The sequence below is a fragment of the Maritalea sp. genome (genome assembly GCF_051251695.1).
Classification (GTDB): Bacteria; Pseudomonadota; Alphaproteobacteria; order Rhizobiales; family Devosiaceae; genus Maritalea.
This window is the reverse complement of the sequence record NZ_JBPOEU010000024.1, coordinates 1-14,597: the sequence shown is the minus strand read 5'-3', so window position 1 is coordinate 14,597 and position 14,597 is coordinate 1. Positions and strand designations below refer to the sequence as shown.

16 protein-coding genes and 2 tRNA genes are annotated in these 14,597 nt (G+C 48.0%); 10 read left to right on the top strand and 8 right to left on the bottom strand.

What is annotated here, in order from left to right; translation table 11 throughout:
* Positions 1–23: 23 nt before the first annotated feature.
* Positions 24–455 (top strand): hypothetical protein, encoded by a 432-nt coding sequence (locus tag ACSHWX_RS13955; RefSeq protein WP_435668839.1) that lies wholly within the window; start codon positions 24–26, stop codon positions 453–455.
* A gap of 10 nt (positions 456–465) precedes the next feature.
* Here ACSHWX_RS13955 and ACSHWX_RS13950 read toward each other — a convergent pair whose 3' ends face one another.
* The 5 genes from ACSHWX_RS13950 to ACSHWX_RS13930 all read right to left on the bottom strand — a co-directional run bounded on the left by ACSHWX_RS13950 (position 466) and on the right by ACSHWX_RS13930 (position 5,902).
* Positions 466–1,479, bottom strand: a complete 1,014-nt coding sequence (locus ACSHWX_RS13950; RefSeq protein ID WP_435668838.1) for a transporter substrate-binding domain-containing protein — start codon at positions 1,477–1,479, stop codon at positions 466–468.
* Between the two features lie 118 nt (positions 1,480–1,597).
* Positions 1,598–2,392: an amino acid ABC transporter ATP-binding protein gene (locus ACSHWX_RS13945; RefSeq protein ID WP_435668837.1), complete on the bottom strand. Its 795-nt coding sequence runs from the start codon at positions 2,390–2,392 to the stop codon at positions 1,598–1,600.
* Between the two features lie 4 nt (positions 2,393–2,396).
* Positions 2,397–3,539, bottom strand: coding sequence for an amino acid ABC transporter permease (locus ACSHWX_RS13940; protein WP_435668836.1), 1,143 nt, complete (start codon positions 3,537–3,539; stop codon positions 2,397–2,399).
* Between the two features lie 11 nt (positions 3,540–3,550).
* Positions 3,551–4,747 (bottom strand): amino acid ABC transporter permease, encoded by a 1,197-nt coding sequence (locus ACSHWX_RS13935; RefSeq protein WP_435668835.1) that lies wholly within the window; start codon positions 4,745–4,747, stop codon positions 3,551–3,553.
* A 132-nt stretch (positions 4,748–4,879) separates the two neighbouring features.
* A complete protein-coding gene (locus ACSHWX_RS13930) occupies positions 4,880–5,902 on the bottom strand; it encodes an amino acid ABC transporter substrate-binding protein (RefSeq protein ID WP_435668834.1) in 1,023 nt (340 codons plus the stop codon).
* A 219-nt stretch (positions 5,903–6,121) separates the two neighbouring features.
* Here ACSHWX_RS13930 and metC point away from each other — a divergent pair, with 219 nt between their 5' ends.
* The gene (gene metC / locus ACSHWX_RS13925) at positions 6,122–7,312 is read left to right on the top strand and encodes a cystathionine beta-lyase (protein WP_435668833.1); all 1,191 of its coding nucleotides are present in this window, start codon (positions 6,122–6,124) and stop codon (positions 7,310–7,312) included.
* Here the strand turns inward: metC and ACSHWX_RS13920 are convergent.
* Positions 7,309–8,088: a phosphatase PAP2 family protein gene (locus ACSHWX_RS13920; RefSeq protein ID WP_435668832.1), complete on the bottom strand. Its 780-nt coding sequence runs from the start codon at positions 8,086–8,088 to the stop codon at positions 7,309–7,311. The genes metC and ACSHWX_RS13920 overlap by 4 nt on opposite strands.
* Before the next feature lie 115 nt (positions 8,089–8,203).
* Between ACSHWX_RS13920 and ACSHWX_RS13915 the strand changes: the two genes are divergently transcribed.
* From ACSHWX_RS13915 to ACSHWX_RS13880, 8 genes are all read left to right on the top strand, one after another.
* Positions 8,204–8,280 (top strand) — tRNA-Pro (locus tag ACSHWX_RS13915).
* Between the two features lie 32 nt (positions 8,281–8,312).
* Complete coding sequence (locus tag ACSHWX_RS13910) at positions 8,313–8,618, top strand: ETC complex I subunit (protein ID WP_435668831.1); 306 nt, start codon at positions 8,313–8,315, stop codon at positions 8,616–8,618.
* A gap of 66 nt (positions 8,619–8,684) precedes the next feature.
* A tRNA-Arg gene (locus ACSHWX_RS13905) sits at positions 8,685–8,761 on the top strand.
* 180 nt (positions 8,762–8,941) lie between these two features.
* Positions 8,942–10,816 carry a cation:proton antiporter domain-containing protein gene (locus tag ACSHWX_RS13900; protein WP_435668830.1) on the top strand — a complete coding sequence of 625 codons (1,875 nt, stop codon included), beginning with the start codon at positions 8,942–8,944 and terminating at the stop codon, positions 10,814–10,816.
* Between the two features lie 144 nt (positions 10,817–10,960).
* On the top strand, positions 10,961–11,206 hold the full coding sequence (locus ACSHWX_RS13895) for a GlsB/YeaQ/YmgE family stress response membrane protein (protein WP_435668829.1): 246 nt from the start codon (positions 10,961–10,963) through the stop codon (positions 11,204–11,206).
* Positions 11,207–11,279: 73 nt separating this feature from the next.
* Complete coding sequence (locus ACSHWX_RS13890) at positions 11,280–11,450, top strand: hypothetical protein (RefSeq protein ID WP_435668828.1); 171 nt, start codon at positions 11,280–11,282, stop codon at positions 11,448–11,450.
* Between the two features lie 622 nt (positions 11,451–12,072).
* Positions 12,073–12,792, top strand: coding sequence for a helix-turn-helix transcriptional regulator (locus ACSHWX_RS13885; RefSeq protein WP_435668827.1), 720 nt, complete (start codon positions 12,073–12,075; stop codon positions 12,790–12,792).
* Positions 12,793–12,887: 95 nt separating this feature from the next.
* A complete protein-coding gene (locus ACSHWX_RS13880; RefSeq protein WP_435668826.1) occupies positions 12,888–13,292 on the top strand; it encodes a LuxR C-terminal-related transcriptional regulator in 405 nt (134 codons plus the stop codon).
* Positions 13,293–13,403: 111 nt separating this feature from the next.
* On the opposite strand, the gene ACSHWX_RS13875 is transcribed toward ACSHWX_RS13880, so the two are convergent.
* Both ACSHWX_RS13875 and ACSHWX_RS13870 read right to left on the bottom strand, forming a co-directional pair.
* Positions 13,404–13,832 (bottom strand): DUF192 domain-containing protein, encoded by a 429-nt coding sequence (locus ACSHWX_RS13875; RefSeq protein ID WP_435668825.1) that lies wholly within the window; start codon positions 13,830–13,832, stop codon positions 13,404–13,406.
* A 43-nt stretch (positions 13,833–13,875) separates the two neighbouring features.
* Entirely contained in the window at positions 13,876–14,493 is a 618-nt protein-coding gene (locus tag ACSHWX_RS13870; RefSeq protein WP_435668824.1) for a cold-shock protein, read from the bottom strand.
* Between the last annotated feature and the right edge of the window lie 104 nt (positions 14,494–14,597).

Sequence of the window (14,597 nt, the reverse complement as noted above, 5' to 3'; positions counted from 1 at the left end):
CGATTAGACTGGCTAAGTCGCTGATGGAACTGGACTTTGGCGTGCTGGCGTCAATTCACCCCGATGGGCACCCTTACGCAAGTCGGATTGGTCTCGCGTTGGCCAATTGTTGCACACCGATGAGCCTCATATCGGAATTAGCCCATCACACGGGCGCGTTGCAAGCCGAAGCCAAATGCTCAATATTGCTGGGCAACGTTGCATCAAAAGGCAATCCACTAACCCAAGCCCGCATGAGCCTTATTTGTCACGCACGGTTTTTGGAGCACGGCACCAAGCAAGACGCAGAACTACGCCAAAGCTTTGTTGCACAACGACCAACTTCAAAGGTCTACGCTGGGTTCAGCGATTTTCACGTCGTGCTGTTTGATGTATTGCGCGTCGATATCAATGGTGGGTTTGGCAAGGCCTATCAATTTTCTGCGCGTGATTGGCAAGACGCAATGAATAGCTAATGCCGCGGCTTTATCGCACGGGCGGCGCATACATAAGGCCGCCACGTGTCCAAAGTTCATTTTGCCCACGCGCGATATTCAAACCAGATTCTCGGCCCAAATTCCGACTATACATTTCACCATAATTGCCGATGCCGCGGATAATGTCTTGCGCCCAACTGTTTGGAATGCCCAAGGGCGCGCCAAACTCACCATCCAAACCAAGCAAACGGCGCACTTTTGGATTTTTGCTTTCAATCATCGTGTCAACGTTGCGCGAGTTCACGCCCAACTCTTCTGCATTAATTAACGCGAAAAGTGTCCACCGCACAACATCCTGCCAACGATCATCGTTAGCACGCACAACTGGTCCCCAAGCATCATTGGATAGCCGCTCTGGCAAGATACGATGTTCTGTTTCATCAAAGTCTTCAATCAACATCGCCTGCAATGTGCTTGCGGGCGCGGTCACAACATTGCAAAGCCCAGCTTTATACGCGACACGCAAATCAGCGAATTCCTCATAATAGGCTTCTTTATAGGCGATCTGATACTCGAAAAAGTAACGTTCAAGGCGAGCTTGCTCCAGCGAACCAACAACAGCACAGGCAGTCACATCGGCAAGTTGGATGGCTGATACAACGCCCAACGCCTCTGGAACCATAATGGCTTGACCATCGAAATAGGATATACCTACATTTTGTGCGCCAAATTGGGTATCTCGCGCCATGGTCCAGTATGTGTTGCGCGCAAGCAGATCAACTTCGCCGCTTTGCAACGGCGCAATTCGGCTAGCGCCTTCGAACTCCACAAACTCGACACGATTGGCGACACCAAAAACCGCTGCAGAGACTGCTCGGCATAGATCAACGTCAAATCCACGCCACAGGCCATCGGATATTTCTGAAAAGCCTTTGTGCCCCTCTGTGGCGCCGCATCGCACGTTTCCACGCTCCAAGACGTTATCTAACGTGTCAGAATAGGCTGCGGTGCTTTGCACAACCGCAACCAAAACTAATGCTATGAAAATACGGAGACGGTTCACTTATCCCTCTTACGATTTGAGCGGCCGAATGGGCCGCTCAAATTATATGTAAATCAAATATAATTCCTAAGCAATTGAAAGTCCCTCATTTTCATGAGGGAAACTCAATTTTCCTCAACTAGTGAAGGATTTGGCTCAAGAACAATTTGGTACGTTCATGCTGAGGATTATCAAAGAAGTTATCCGGATCATTTTGTTCAATGATCTGGCCTTGGTCCATGAAAATAACCCGGTTCGCAACTTGACGCGCAAAACCCATTTCGTGGGTAACGCACAACATGGTCATGCCTGTTTCCGCCAAGTTCACCATCACCTCCAGCACTTCCTTGATCATTTCAGGATCAAGGGCTGAAGTAGGCTCATCGAACAACATGATGTTTGGGTTCATGCACAACGAGCGAGCAATCGCCACACGTTGTTGCTGACCACCCGACAATTGACCGGGGAACTTTTCAGCCTGCTCTGGAATTTTCACTTTTTCAAGATATTCCATTGCAGTTGCTTCGGCTTCAGCCTTCGGAATGCCTCGCACCCACATTGGCGCAAGTGTGCAGTTTTCCATGATAGTAAGATGCGGGAACAGATTAAAGTGTTGGAACACCATTCCCACTTCACGACGAACCTCATCAATGCGTTTCAAATCGTTTGTTAGCTCGATGCCATCAACAATAATTTCGCCTTGCTGATGTTCTTCCAAACGGTTGATACAGCGAATAAGGGTTGACTTACCGGACCCAGAAGGCCCTGCAATAACAATCCGTTCGCCTTTCATGACTTTGAGATTAATGTCCTTAAGAACATGAAAGTCGCCGTACCATTTATTCATCTCATTGATCTCAATGGCAACATCGGTATCGGACACGACCATTTTTGTGCGATCAACTTTGATCTCGTTTGCGTCTACTTCTGACATATATTTACTCCTTGTGTCCGGTGTCTAGACGGCGTTCCATAAACATGGAGTAACGCGACATACCGAAACAGAATATCCAAAACACAGCGGCGGCAAACAGGTAGCCTGTTATAGCCTGGTTAGGTGATTTCCATTCAACTTGTGCGGTTGTTGCTTGCACGGCTTGCAAAAGATCGAATAGCCCAACAATCGATACCAAAGACGTATCTTTGAAAAGCGATATGAAGCTGTTCACAATGCCTGGAATAACGTGCTTCAACGCTTGAGGCAAAATGACCAGATACATTGATTTGAAATAACTCAAACCAAGTGCATCACCGGCTTCATATTGTCCTTTTGGCAATGCTTGCAAACCACCACGAACCACTTCCGCCATGTAAGCGGCAGAGAAGAGCGACACACCCACAAGGGCACGCAGCAACTTATCAATGGTTGTTCCTTCTGGAAGGAACAGTGGCAGCATGATTGATGCCATGAACAACACTGTGATCAGCGGAACCGCACGCCACAATTCGATGAAGGCAATACACACATACTTCACGAACGGCATGTGTGAACGTCGCCCAAGAGCAAGCACCACACCAATAGGCAAGGAAACCACAATACCGACCGTCGCAATGATCAGCGTTAGTGTAAGACCACCCCATTTTTCTGTTGGCACTTCGGGAAGTCCGAAAACCGCCCCACCGTTCATCAAAATGAATGTAACGATTGGGTACACAACGAAGAACGCTATTGCAGACACGCCCTTGTATGGCAAATCAGGCCACAATAGTGGAACTAATGTTATGATGCCCAAGACAAAACAGATATTAACCCGCCAATATTCTTCTGAGGGATAAAACCCGTAAATGAAGAAGTCCATCCGATCGACAACATAAATCCAGCACGCACCCGCTGCTTCAGTCCGACAAGCTTCAACAGTATTGTTCACTGACCACGGGAAAACCGCGTCGGTGACAAGAAAGTTAAAGATAGGCGGAATGAACCAAACAAGAAAGGCGAACCCAACTACCGTCATAATTGTATTCGGAATGTCCGAAAACAAGTTTGCGCGCATCCAACCCACAACACCTTTGCTTGTTGATGGAGCAGGTTGCTCCTCAAGCATCTCGTTGCGTACATAGGCAACACTAGTATCAGTCATTTGTGTTCTCCCTATCGCTCGGTTAGCGCTATACGCGCATTGTAAACGTTCATCACGGCAGACGTTGCCAATGACAAGGTGAGGTAAACCATCATGGTCATGAAGATAACTTCAACCGCTTTGCCTGATTGATTCAACGCGGTACCCATGAATACGTTCACGATTTCTGGATAACCAATTGCCACAGCCAAAGAAGAGTTCTTGGTCAAGTTCAGGTATTGGCTTGTTAATGGCGGTACAATCACCCGCATAGCTTGCGGAATGACCACCAAATTCAAACGGTCTGAGTTCTTTAATCCAAGTGACTGTGCGGCTTCGGTTTGGCCCGAATTCACGGCCAAAATGCCGGCACGAACTGTTTCGGCGATAAAGGCTGCGGTGTAGATCACCAATCCAAATAAAAGTGCCACAAACTCAGGTGGAATTTGAATGCCGCCTGCGAAGTTAAACCGCTCTAGAACCGGATAATCCAAATTGATCTGAGCGCCAACAATGATCCAAACAAGTGTTGGAACAATGATGAGCCCCGCGATGAAGGCTGGTATAAACGGAAATCTTTGACCCGTAGCTTCCTGACGAAGGCGTGCCCATCTATGGAGGAAATACCCACCAATAATGACGCCGACGATGGCGAGTTGCACCCAAACGAATGAATCATTCGGATTTGGATCTGGCACATAAAGACCACGGTTGTTCAGAAAAACTGAACCGGTCAATATTTCCAAGCTGTTCTTAACCGCTGGCATGCTTTTCAACACTGCGAAGTACCAGAAGAACAATTGAAGCAACAATGGAATGTTCCGGAAAACTTCGATGTAGACAGTTGCCAATTTGGCAATGATCCAGTTGCTCGAAAGTCTGGCGACGCCAATGATGAAGCCCAGAATTGTTGCTAGAATTACACCGATTACAGAGACCAGCAAAGTGTTCAGTATACCCACAACAAACACGTCAAAATATGTTGACGATCTGTCATAAGGGATCAACGAGAACCCAATGTTGAAGCCTGATGTAATGCCTAGAAAGTCAAAGCCAGTTGTTTTGTTTTGAGCTTGTAGGTTTGTTACGGTGTTATTAAATATCCACCATCCGAATACGACGAGACCAATCAGAAGCAAAATTTGAAATGCGTATGATCGGAATTTTGGGTCGTATATCAGCGATGTAGCGCTGCGCTTTTGCTGCAGCTGTTCCTGACTTTTAGCCATAGCTACCCTATTTGTTTTTGTTGAGTAGTCTCTCTGAAATTAACCAATCAGAGCTGGCGGGCAATTTGCCCTCCCCCTTAGTAGAAAACGGCCCGGCGTCATAGGACGCCGAGCCGCTAAACACGAGTTCGCTTAGCGAACTGGTGGTGAATACATTAGGCCACCGCGTGTCCAAAGATCATTAACTGATCCTGCACGTGTGATGCCCACTGGTGTATTCTCACCAACGTGGCGCTCGTAGATGTCGTTGTAGTTACCTACGTGCTTGATAGCCTTATAAGCCCAATCTTGTGAAAGACCGATTGCTGTACCGAAGTCACCTTCAACGCCAAGCAAACGACGAACACCTGGGTTCTCTGAACCGAGCATATCGTCAACGTTAGCTTGAGTAACACCAAGTTCTTCAGCTTCTAGAAGCGCGAAGTAAACCCAACGTGTTACATTGTACCAAAGATCGTCACCTTGACGTACTGATGGGCCCAAAGGCTCTTTAGAAATGATTTCTGGAAGAATCATGTTCTCATCAGGGCTTGCAAGTGACAAACGCTCAGCAGCTAGTGCTGATGAATCTGTTGTGAACACGTCACAACGACCATCATCATAAGCTTTTACAACTTCGTCTTGGTCTTCGAAAACAACTGCGTTGAATTCCATACCGTTTGAAGAGAAGTAGTCAGCAGCGTTCAATTCAGTAGTTGTACCTGCTTCAATACAGATCGCAGCGCCTGAAAGTTCAGTAGCTGAAGCGACACCTAGATCCTTACGAACCATGAAGCCTTGACCATCATAAAACATGACGCCAGCGAAATCGATACCAAGGTTGGTGTCGCGGCTCATTGTCCATGTTGTTGTACGTGAAAGCACGTCAATTTCACCTGAAGATAGCGCTGTGAAACGCTCTTTAGATGTCAATGGTGTAAAGCGAACAGCTTGTGCATCATCAAAGATTGCAGCAGCCATGGCGCGACAGAAGTCAACATCCAAGCCAGCCCATTCGTTGTTGCCATCTGGCGCAGCAAAACCTGGTGTGCTTGGTGAAACACCGCACTGTAGGTAGCCTTTAGCCGTTACGTCTTCGAGAGTGTCTGCGAATGCAGCTGAAGCTGAAAGCCCCAGCACTGCTCCGAGAGCGAGTGTTACGAGTTGTTTCTTCATAACTTTGTTTCCTAACCCTTTTTTTTTAATCTGCGACGCTTTCCCCTCCTAAGTTCAGGCGCCACAATCGCCATGGTACTTGTGTCCATAACGATATACGCAATGGAAAAGGGTTTTTTGCTTGCGGTCAAGACCTTAAGTTACATAATTCCCTCGCTATGGTGAAACACACCCAATAAGTGGGTAGCTATAATAATAACTTTGATAACGGAAAAATTAATGAGTAACAAAAAACACGTTGATGCCAAGATGAGTGCGCAAACAATCCTTACACATTTGGGGCGGTCTCCGGACCAGCAAGACGGATTCGTAAACACGCCGGTCGTGCGCGGCTCAACTGTGTTGTTCGACAATTTTGAACAGCTCATGTCTGGTGATCGCCAGTATAAATACGGTCGTCATGGCAACCCAACAAACGATGCAGTAAGCGATGTGATTACCGCGTTGGAGGGTGCCCACACCACAATGCTCGCGCCTTCTGGCCTTAGCGCGATAAGTACAACGTTAACTGCGGTCGCCCATGCTCATGATCACATTTTAATAAGCGATAGCGCGTACGAACCGACTCGTCAGTTTTGCGATTCGGTTTTGAAAGCGAATCAAGTTGAAGTCGAGTATTACGACCCGCGAATCGGTAGCGGGATCGACGCACTAATTCGCGAAAATACCACAGCAATTTTGACTGAAAGTCCCGGGTCACTGACATTTGAAGTGCAAGATCTTCCTGCAATCGCCGCAGCGCGAGGAAATCGTGACATTGCCATCATCACTGACAATAGCTGGGCAACGCCTCTATATTACAAACCCTTGGAATTAGGTGCCGATATTGTGGTGCATGCGGGCACAAAAATGTTTGTGGGGCATTCAGATGTACTGTTTGGCACCATCTCTACAAATGAGAAATGGACAGCACCTGTACTCGATACCTATCGAGCGCTCGGGGTATGCGTTTCCCCTGAAGATAGTTTTCTGGTCGCGCGCGGCTTGCGCACCCTTGCTCTACGGATGAAGGAGCATCAACAACGTGCTCTTGAACTCGCAAAATGGCTTGAAACACTACCCGTCGTCGACAAAGTATTCCATCCTGCTTTGGAACAGCATCCCGACCATGAGATATTTAAGCGCGATTTCACCGGTTCTGGATCATTGTTCGGCTTCACACTTAAAGACGCCCCACAGTCTGCCATTTCGGCAATGCTCAATGACCTAAAGCTATTCGGCATGGGATATTCTTGGGGCGGATTTGAAAGTCTTATCTTGCCTGTTTTCATCAAACAGCAGCGTTCTGCCACCAAATGGGCGGCAGAAGGCAACCTGTTCCGCGTTCATATTGGCCTGGAAGATATGGACGACCTGAAAGCCGACCTAGAAGCAGCAATAAGCAGATATAACGAGGCTGCCGGGCATTAGGTCTTGGCGGACCTACGACGCCAAAATCTTTGAATGGGACGCAGAAACCGATTTTGCGTCCCTTTTTTTGGCCCAAGCCCAGACTTGTTATGCACCCAGCGCCTTTTCAGATAAAAGTCCCGCACCCAAAACGCGCCGAATGTGCCCAGCATCGAACCGGCAATTACATCTGACAAATAATGAACTTCATCTACAATTCTTGAAAGTGAGATCAAAAACGCACCTAAAAACACAATCAACGTGCGTTTGCCGAATAAAAAGTAGATTGCCCAAGCCAAAGCAAATGCCGTTGTCGCATGACCAGATGGGAAACCAGCATATCGCCAGTCCCCGGCGAACGGTGTGAAGTGAAGAATTCCCACTTCATCCATCAACATGGGTCGCGCACGGCCAATTGCTACCTTGAGGAAAGCCGCGATTATGCCGGGCACTGCAACGCTGATGAAAATGAACCCCGACATGCCACCAATGGCCCGAACCGCCCATTTTTTTGTGTATCCCAGATTTATCCAACTCGTCATTTGAGAAAGCACCCAAACCAACAAAGTGGGAATAAGCATCCAATCCGATTCCCCTACCCGGGCCAATGAGCCAAAAAATGCACGTTCTGCATCAGGCCATTGGGTCAAGTTCTGAGTAACAATGCGATCGAGCGACAAAATCAGCAAAAAAAATGCAAGGACCACCAGCGCGGATAAAATGGACCGCTTTAAAGTGAAACTATCCAGTACGTGGGGCTTTGGGGCTGAATTTTGTGTGTTTTTGGGATTAGCCAACTAGAGTTCCAGACAAAAAAATGCAATATTCTTGAAATGAGCAACTATCATGACTTGCAGTATGCCACAAGAATGTGTACATCGCATCCCGGTGATCACATCCGTTGTGATATGTCGGAGTATAGCTCAGCCTGGTAGAGCACTGGTTTTGGGTACCAGGGGTCGCAAGTTCGAATCTTGCTACTCCGACCATCACCACAACGGAACAATGATTGGATAGGTTCATGACCGCTAGAATCTTTCGCCCCGCAAAAAACGCCATGCAATCTGGCCGCGGAAAATCCAAAAATTGGATGTTGGTTTTCGAACCTCAAGAAGCGCGTTCAATTGACCCGTTGATGGGCTACACTTCTTCAACAGACATGAGCTCACAAATCAAACTCAAGTTTGATACGTTGGAAGAAGCCGAAAGCTACGCCCAGCGCAAAGGGCTCGAATATGTGGTTCAGCAACCCCATGAATCAACACCCAAAAAGGTTGCCTATGCCGATAACTTTAAATCGGATCGCAAAGCACCCTGGACACACTAAATACAAATTCATCAAGCCGATAAAATAAACCACCTATCGCATGGCCAACTGATTGTGGTCTTAGCTGGTCCCGTAGCTCAACTGGATAGAGCAGCTGATTTCTAATCAGCAGGTTACAGGTTCGATTCCTGTCGGGATCACCATTAATTGGTTGCCCCCACTTCCCACATATCAACACATTTGCAGTCCTGCTCGTTCGTTCCAATTGAAGTGGCTCGCATACTGGCGTGTCGTGGTCCACAATTGGGATGGTGCGTTTGAATGTCTAACGCTATGTTGAGCATAGCCCACACGCAAATAGAAACCCCCAAAAGGACGACTTAATGACTGCAGAATTCCTGTTTATCACCTTCACCATATTTCTAGCTGGAATGATTGCTGTGCCTTTGGCCTCCCGCTTTGGGCTTGGGTCCGTGCTCGGCTACCTAATTGCCGGTATTGCGATTGGGCCAATTTTGCACTGGGCTGGGGTCGATGTGGTGGGCTTACAGCACTTCACCGAATTTGGCGTCGTGATGATGCTGTTCCTGATCGGCCTAGAGATGCAGCCAAAGGTTCTGTGGGCCATGCGGGCGCGGATCTTTTTGATGGGTGGGCTGCAAGTCGGTTTGACAGCCGCTGCGGTGATGGCAGTGTCAATGTTTTTCGGGCAACCCTGGACAGTCTCCCTCGCTATTGGTTTGATATTTGCGCTTTCCTCGACTGCAATCGTCACACAGACGCTGAACGAAAAAGGGTTGATGAAAAGTGACGGCGGACAAGCTAGTTTCTCTGTGCTGTTGTTCCAAGATATTGCCGTTATCCCCATGCTCGCGCTTATCCCACTTTTGGCGTTGCCGGAATTGACAGCGGCCTTGGGTCATGGCGATGATCATGGCGGCGGACATGGCGAGGCCGGTCTAAACCTCAGCCTCGTCGAAGGACTTCCTGGTTGGCAAACCGCGATTGTTACGCTTGCTGCTGTGGGAATAGTTATCGTCGCCGGGCGGTATTTGACCGGGCCGGTATTTCGGTACGTTGCGAGCGCGCGCCTACGAGAACTGTTCGTTAGCACCGCATTGATGATGGTGGTCGGCATTGCCCTTTTGATGACGATGGTAGGACTATCCCCAGCGCTCGGCACCTTCTTAGCCGGCGTTGTGATGGCGAACAGCGAATATCGACACGAGCTTGAAAGCGATATTGCGCCCTTCAAAGGCATCTTCCTTGGCGTTTTCTTTATCACCGTCGGGGCCAGCATCGATTTTGCCCTGTTCAGCGAAAACATGGCGTTGATTGTTGGGCTAACCCTTGGTTTGATCGCACTTAAAGCCGGGATCATGTTTGTGCTCGGCTTTGTGTTCAAACTTAGTGGTAGTGACAAGTGGTTATTCTCTTTGGGCCTTGCTCAAGCCGGTGAATTTGGCTTTGTGTTGGTGTCCTTTACCGTTGCAAATGCTGTGGTGCCGGGACCAATTGCCGATCTCTTGCTGCTGGTTGTTGCACTTTCCATGTTGCTCACCCCTGCGCTGTTCATCTGCTATGATAAACTCATCATGCCGCGCTATGCACGACAACAGGCGCAAGATGCAGATGACATGCCATCCGATGCGAAAATCATAATTGCTGGGCACGGACGCTTTGGTGGCATTGTAAACCGAGCTCTACAAGCAGCTGACTACGAAACAACAGTTATCGATTACTCCAATGAACAATTAGCCATGCTACGTCGCTTCGGTCTCAGGGCCTATTTCGGCGATGCCACGCGTCCTGACCTTTTGCATGCCGCCGGAATCGAGGAAGCAAAAGTGTTGGTGATTGCAATTGACAACAAAGATGCTGCAACAGAACTCGCCCGCTACATACATGAACATCACCCAAAGGTGCATGTCGTGGCCCGCGCAGTCGATCGTTGGCATGTATATGACCTTTGGGCTGCGGGTTGTCGCGATATTATCCGCGAGACATATGACAGTTCGATCCGCGCAGCACGTTCTGTCTTTGAAGCGGTTGGTCATCCACGCGAGCAGGCAGAGCAACTCACCGGCATATTTGAAGATTTCGATCGCAAGACAATGGTGGAAACTGCACGCGCCTTTATCGAAAGTGAGGATCCCCATAGTGACGATAGCACTTACACTCAAATGATTCGTGAGAATGTGGGAACTTGGGAGGCAGAACTGAAGGCAAAAATGCAAGCTGCGCGCGGCGGCGAGTGAATGCCAGAAATGTGCGCGAAAATTGTTTGAAATTCCCTTTTCGCGCACATTGTTAACAACAATACACGCCAAATTTCACCGAGGCGTTGATTTTGTGGTTCAAACATCCAATATTCAATTCATCATAGCTAAATGGAGGCACATATGAATATTCTAGTTTTCTTAATCATTGGCGGTATTGCAGGTTGGTTAGCTGGCCTTATTGTTAAAGGTTTCGGTTTTGGCTTAATCGGCAACATCGTTGTGGGTATTGTCGGCGCAGTTGTTGCTGGCTACTTATTGCCAATCGTCGGCGTTTCTATTGGCAGTGGCATTATTGCGGCGATTATTCACGCAACCATTGGCGCAGTTGTGCTGCTGTTTGTGATCAAGCTCGTCAAACGAGCATAATAACGCGACCCCAATCAACCAAAATCTGTTGATTGATTGGGGGCACATTCTCACCTAAATCGGGAAGCCGCCCATGGAACGTAAAATCAACGTCACCCAGCACGGTGGCGCAGGCATGCTCTGGTTTGTTGGCTGGCTGTTTACGGTCGGGTATTTAAAACTGGGATTCTTTAAAGGCCTTTTGGGCCTTATCGTTTGGCCATATTATTTGGGCGCATATTTCGCACCTGTTGTTGGCGTTTAGTCGCCAGCGAACTATCGGTTGTCTTACTCAGCGATTTTTATCCAACTTTGTCGCCAAATCAGCCACTTATCTAAGCATTGATACTTTCACCCTGACTTGTGGCGTTTATTGCTTGAACAGGTGGGAGAACAAATATGCAAAAGATTGTTGCGCTTTAAGCCCTCCCCGCACCTCGCCATTCGATAATCAACAAATAAGCTTGGGGCTGTTGCAAAGCAGGTCGAGGGCATAACCTTTTCGATCTACACAAGCGCTACCCCGCTTTAATACTAATTCAGGCATTGCCCCCAAAAGCAGCAAAAAAAATCATGGGAGCCGTCGGATTGGATTTGGCTGGTGCCACAGCGGCTTCCCATAGGACCATGATCGGGCATGGATGCCACCGGGGCGTTCCCCGTCCAGAAGAAACTTCCGACTGATAAGGAGCTGGTCCCTCCCACAAACCAGTTCCCGTTTATCCCAACTCGGTGGATGGCGCAGTTCATCGTTCACAATTGCGCAACAAAACCAATAAATCCGCCTCTTAAGTAACAGATACGATAAAAGTGACTCGACGTCGGCTGAAAAATACTTATTTTGGACGATAAATAATTTAATTCTTTTATTCGGATATATGATTTGGATGGATTTTCATTCGGCTGCCAAGTTTATTGAAGGCGAATTCAAGCTCACCGACCGCCATGATGCCTTAGTAGTATTCCAGCAAAAGGTTCAGGAGTGGGGCGTTGACCATTTGGCATATGGGATTATACGCCTTGGCGCTCGAAGCGATGGAAGGTCGTTCGATTTCATCACTACATATAGTGACGAATGGCAAAGTAGATATCTAAGCCGCAAATATCATGAGTTGGATCCCGTAATCAAAGAAGCAACTCAAAGACACACACCATTTGACTGGGACACAAAGCGGTACAAAACGCCAGAACTGGTTAAGTTTTTCTCCGACTCCACTGAACATGGTCTAGGCAACCAAGGCATCACCGTGCCAATTCACGGACCCGAGGGCGAATGCTGTGCGATGTCAGCAAATGTTAGTATGTCGAATAGGCAGTGGCGGGATAAACGGAACAAAATTTTGCCCCATCTGGTTTTGTTCGCCCATCAATTTCATGCAAAAGTTCTTAAACTATGCCAACCCAGTCCTGGCGAGGTTCAACTCTCAAATCGTGAAATTGAGGTGTTGCAATGGGCAGCGGAGGGAAAATCTGTGTGGGAGACGGCCCAGATTTTAGGCATTTCAGATCACTCCGTTAAGACCTACCTCCAAAATTGCCAACGAAAATTGCGCGGCGTCAACAAGCTTCATGCTGTTGTCACTGCCATGCGCTTAGGTGCAATTTAAAGTTGTCATTACCCCCAATTAGGGGAAGTGCCTTTTCGTACAAAAAGGCGCACATTGACTACGGATAACATCGTGTTTGATCCATAGGCAAAAAAATGAATAATATTGAAAACATTGCGCCAATTGGGGCCGTTGAGTCGCCTGCAAACTTGTTAGCGGTGGTGGGACGTGTTCGGGATTATTATACAATCAACTGCAGAAAACGCGCAAACCCGCTGCCGGAAACGCCAGAATTGTTAAACTTCGCGCGTAAACTTGAACAGATTACCAATCGAGAATTCGAAGTTTTTGAAAAGGTAATTCAGGGTCTTACCGCTGTAAAAATTGGTAAGGAACTGGGCATAAGCCCGCGAACAGTTGATGTCCATAAAGCACGATTCATCCAGAAAATGGGCATCGGCAACATGGTGATTGCGGCGCGGTATTTTTCCGTCCTCGAAACTTTGATTGTCATGAATGACCTGCAAGTGGCGCCGCCAACTCTTGCAAAAACTGGCTAGTATTCGGGCCGCATAATTGCCTGTTCACTAAATGCTTGCGCACTCACTCAACCAACAATTGTTCGACTTCTCTATGTGTGCATTTCATTTTTACAAAATTATTCCGGCATACTATTCCGAAGAATCAATACGTGGATGGATAACTTGATCGCCGACACGCAGATCAATTTGCCTTGCGCGCCCACCCGCAATTTCTAGTACAAAGCGTACCGGCCCATCTGAGGGGATGGATGTTGGATCATGTGGCTTGGCATTTGAATGGATGTTGACCACATTACCTGCCGCAGAAATAAAGATCATATCCAACGGGATAAGCGTATTACGCATCCAAAACGCCACGGGTCGCGCCTCAATAAAGTCAAAGAGCATGCCTGCATCGGGCGCTAAACTGGTTCGATACATGAGCCCTTTAGCCCGCGTTTCATCCGTATCCACCACTTCAATCGAAAACCTGTGCTCGCCGTTTTGAGTAACGAGGGTCAATTGATCCTCACCTGCCAAGCAAGCCGACAGGCCAATAGCCAGAAAAAAGGCGCACAATCCGCGCGCCAAATGTTTCACAAAATGAGAATACATCAAAATGTTAGTGCGACGACGGTGCGTCACCCCATCCTTCAGGACGAATTTCAGCAACCATCAATCCTTTTGGTCCATCGCCATATCTAGCCAAAACAAATTGGCCGGGGCGTAGTTCAGCCAAACCGAAACGACGAAGCGTTTCCATATGGATGAATATGTCCGGATGTCCCTCGCCCGCTGAAAGGAAACCAAAGCCACGAAGGCGGTTGAACCATTTCACCTGCAAACGTTCTAGTTTTGATGTAGGCTCCACCACAACATGTGTATTTGGCGCGGCCATCTGTGCTGGATGTTTAGCAGTAGAATCATCCATTGAGAGAATTCTAAATGCCTGTAACCCACCGGGGCGGTCCAGCGCTTCAACAACAATGCGCGAGCCTTCATAGGCTGTTTTAAAGCCATCTCTGCGCAAACATGTCACATGAACCAACACGTCGGGCATGCCATTGTCGGGTACGATAAACCCGAAGCCCTTACCAACATCGAACCACTTAATCGAACCAGCTATTTCGATCACGTCTACGGAAGGATCGTTTACACCTTCGCTAAGATCGTCCGCCGAAGGCACATTGCCTTCATATTCTGCTTCGCTGCCCATATCGGCTGTGATTTTGGCCCCCATAATCGTGACATCCCTCTGTCTCGTCTGCCCCACCACAAGCAGGTTACACTTTACTAATATCCAAGTTTGTCCGATTCAGAGCAATTTGTTAAGCAAATAATTAG

Excerpts from the sequence above, each read along its gene's own strand:
- ACSHWX_RS13935 (WP_435668835.1), bottom strand. The coding sequence starts at position 4,747 with ATGGCTAAAAGTCAGGAACAGCTGCAGCAAAAGCGCAGCGCTACATCG.
- ACSHWX_RS13945 (WP_435668837.1), bottom strand. The coding sequence starts at position 2,392 with ATGTCAGAAGTAGACGCAAACGAGATCAAAGTTGATCGCACAAAAATG.
- ACSHWX_RS13955 (WP_435668839.1), top strand. The coding sequence starts at position 24 with ATGGAACTGGACTTTGGCGTGCTGGCGTCAATTCACCCCGATGGGCAC.
- ACSHWX_RS13930 (WP_435668834.1), bottom strand. The coding sequence starts at position 5,902 with ATGAAGAAACAACTCGTAACACTCGCTCTCGGAGCAGTGCTGGGGCTT.
- ACSHWX_RS13900 (WP_435668830.1), top strand. The coding sequence starts at position 8,942 with ATGACTGCAGAATTCCTGTTTATCACCTTCACCATATTTCTAGCTGGA.
- ACSHWX_RS13910 (WP_435668831.1), top strand. The coding sequence starts at position 8,313 with ATGACCGCTAGAATCTTTCGCCCCGCAAAAAACGCCATGCAATCTGGC.
- ACSHWX_RS13940 (WP_435668836.1), bottom strand. The coding sequence starts at position 3,539 with ATGACTGATACTAGTGTTGCCTATGTACGCAACGAGATGCTTGAGGAG.
- ACSHWX_RS13895 (WP_435668829.1), top strand. The coding sequence starts at position 10,961 with ATGAATATTCTAGTTTTCTTAATCATTGGCGGTATTGCAGGTTGGTTA.
- ACSHWX_RS13870 (WP_435668824.1), bottom strand. The coding sequence starts at position 14,493 with ATGGGGGCCAAAATCACAGCCGATATGGGCAGCGAAGCAGAATATGAA.
- ACSHWX_RS13880 (WP_435668826.1), top strand. The coding sequence starts at position 12,888 with ATGAATAATATTGAAAACATTGCGCCAATTGGGGCCGTTGAGTCGCCT.
- ACSHWX_RS13890 (WP_435668828.1), top strand. The coding sequence starts at position 11,280 with ATGGAACGTAAAATCAACGTCACCCAGCACGGTGGCGCAGGCATGCTC.
- ACSHWX_RS13885 (WP_435668827.1), top strand. The coding sequence starts at position 12,073 with ATGGATTTTCATTCGGCTGCCAAGTTTATTGAAGGCGAATTCAAGCTC.
- metC (WP_435668833.1), top strand. The coding sequence starts at position 6,122 with ATGAGTAACAAAAAACACGTTGATGCCAAGATGAGTGCGCAAACAATC.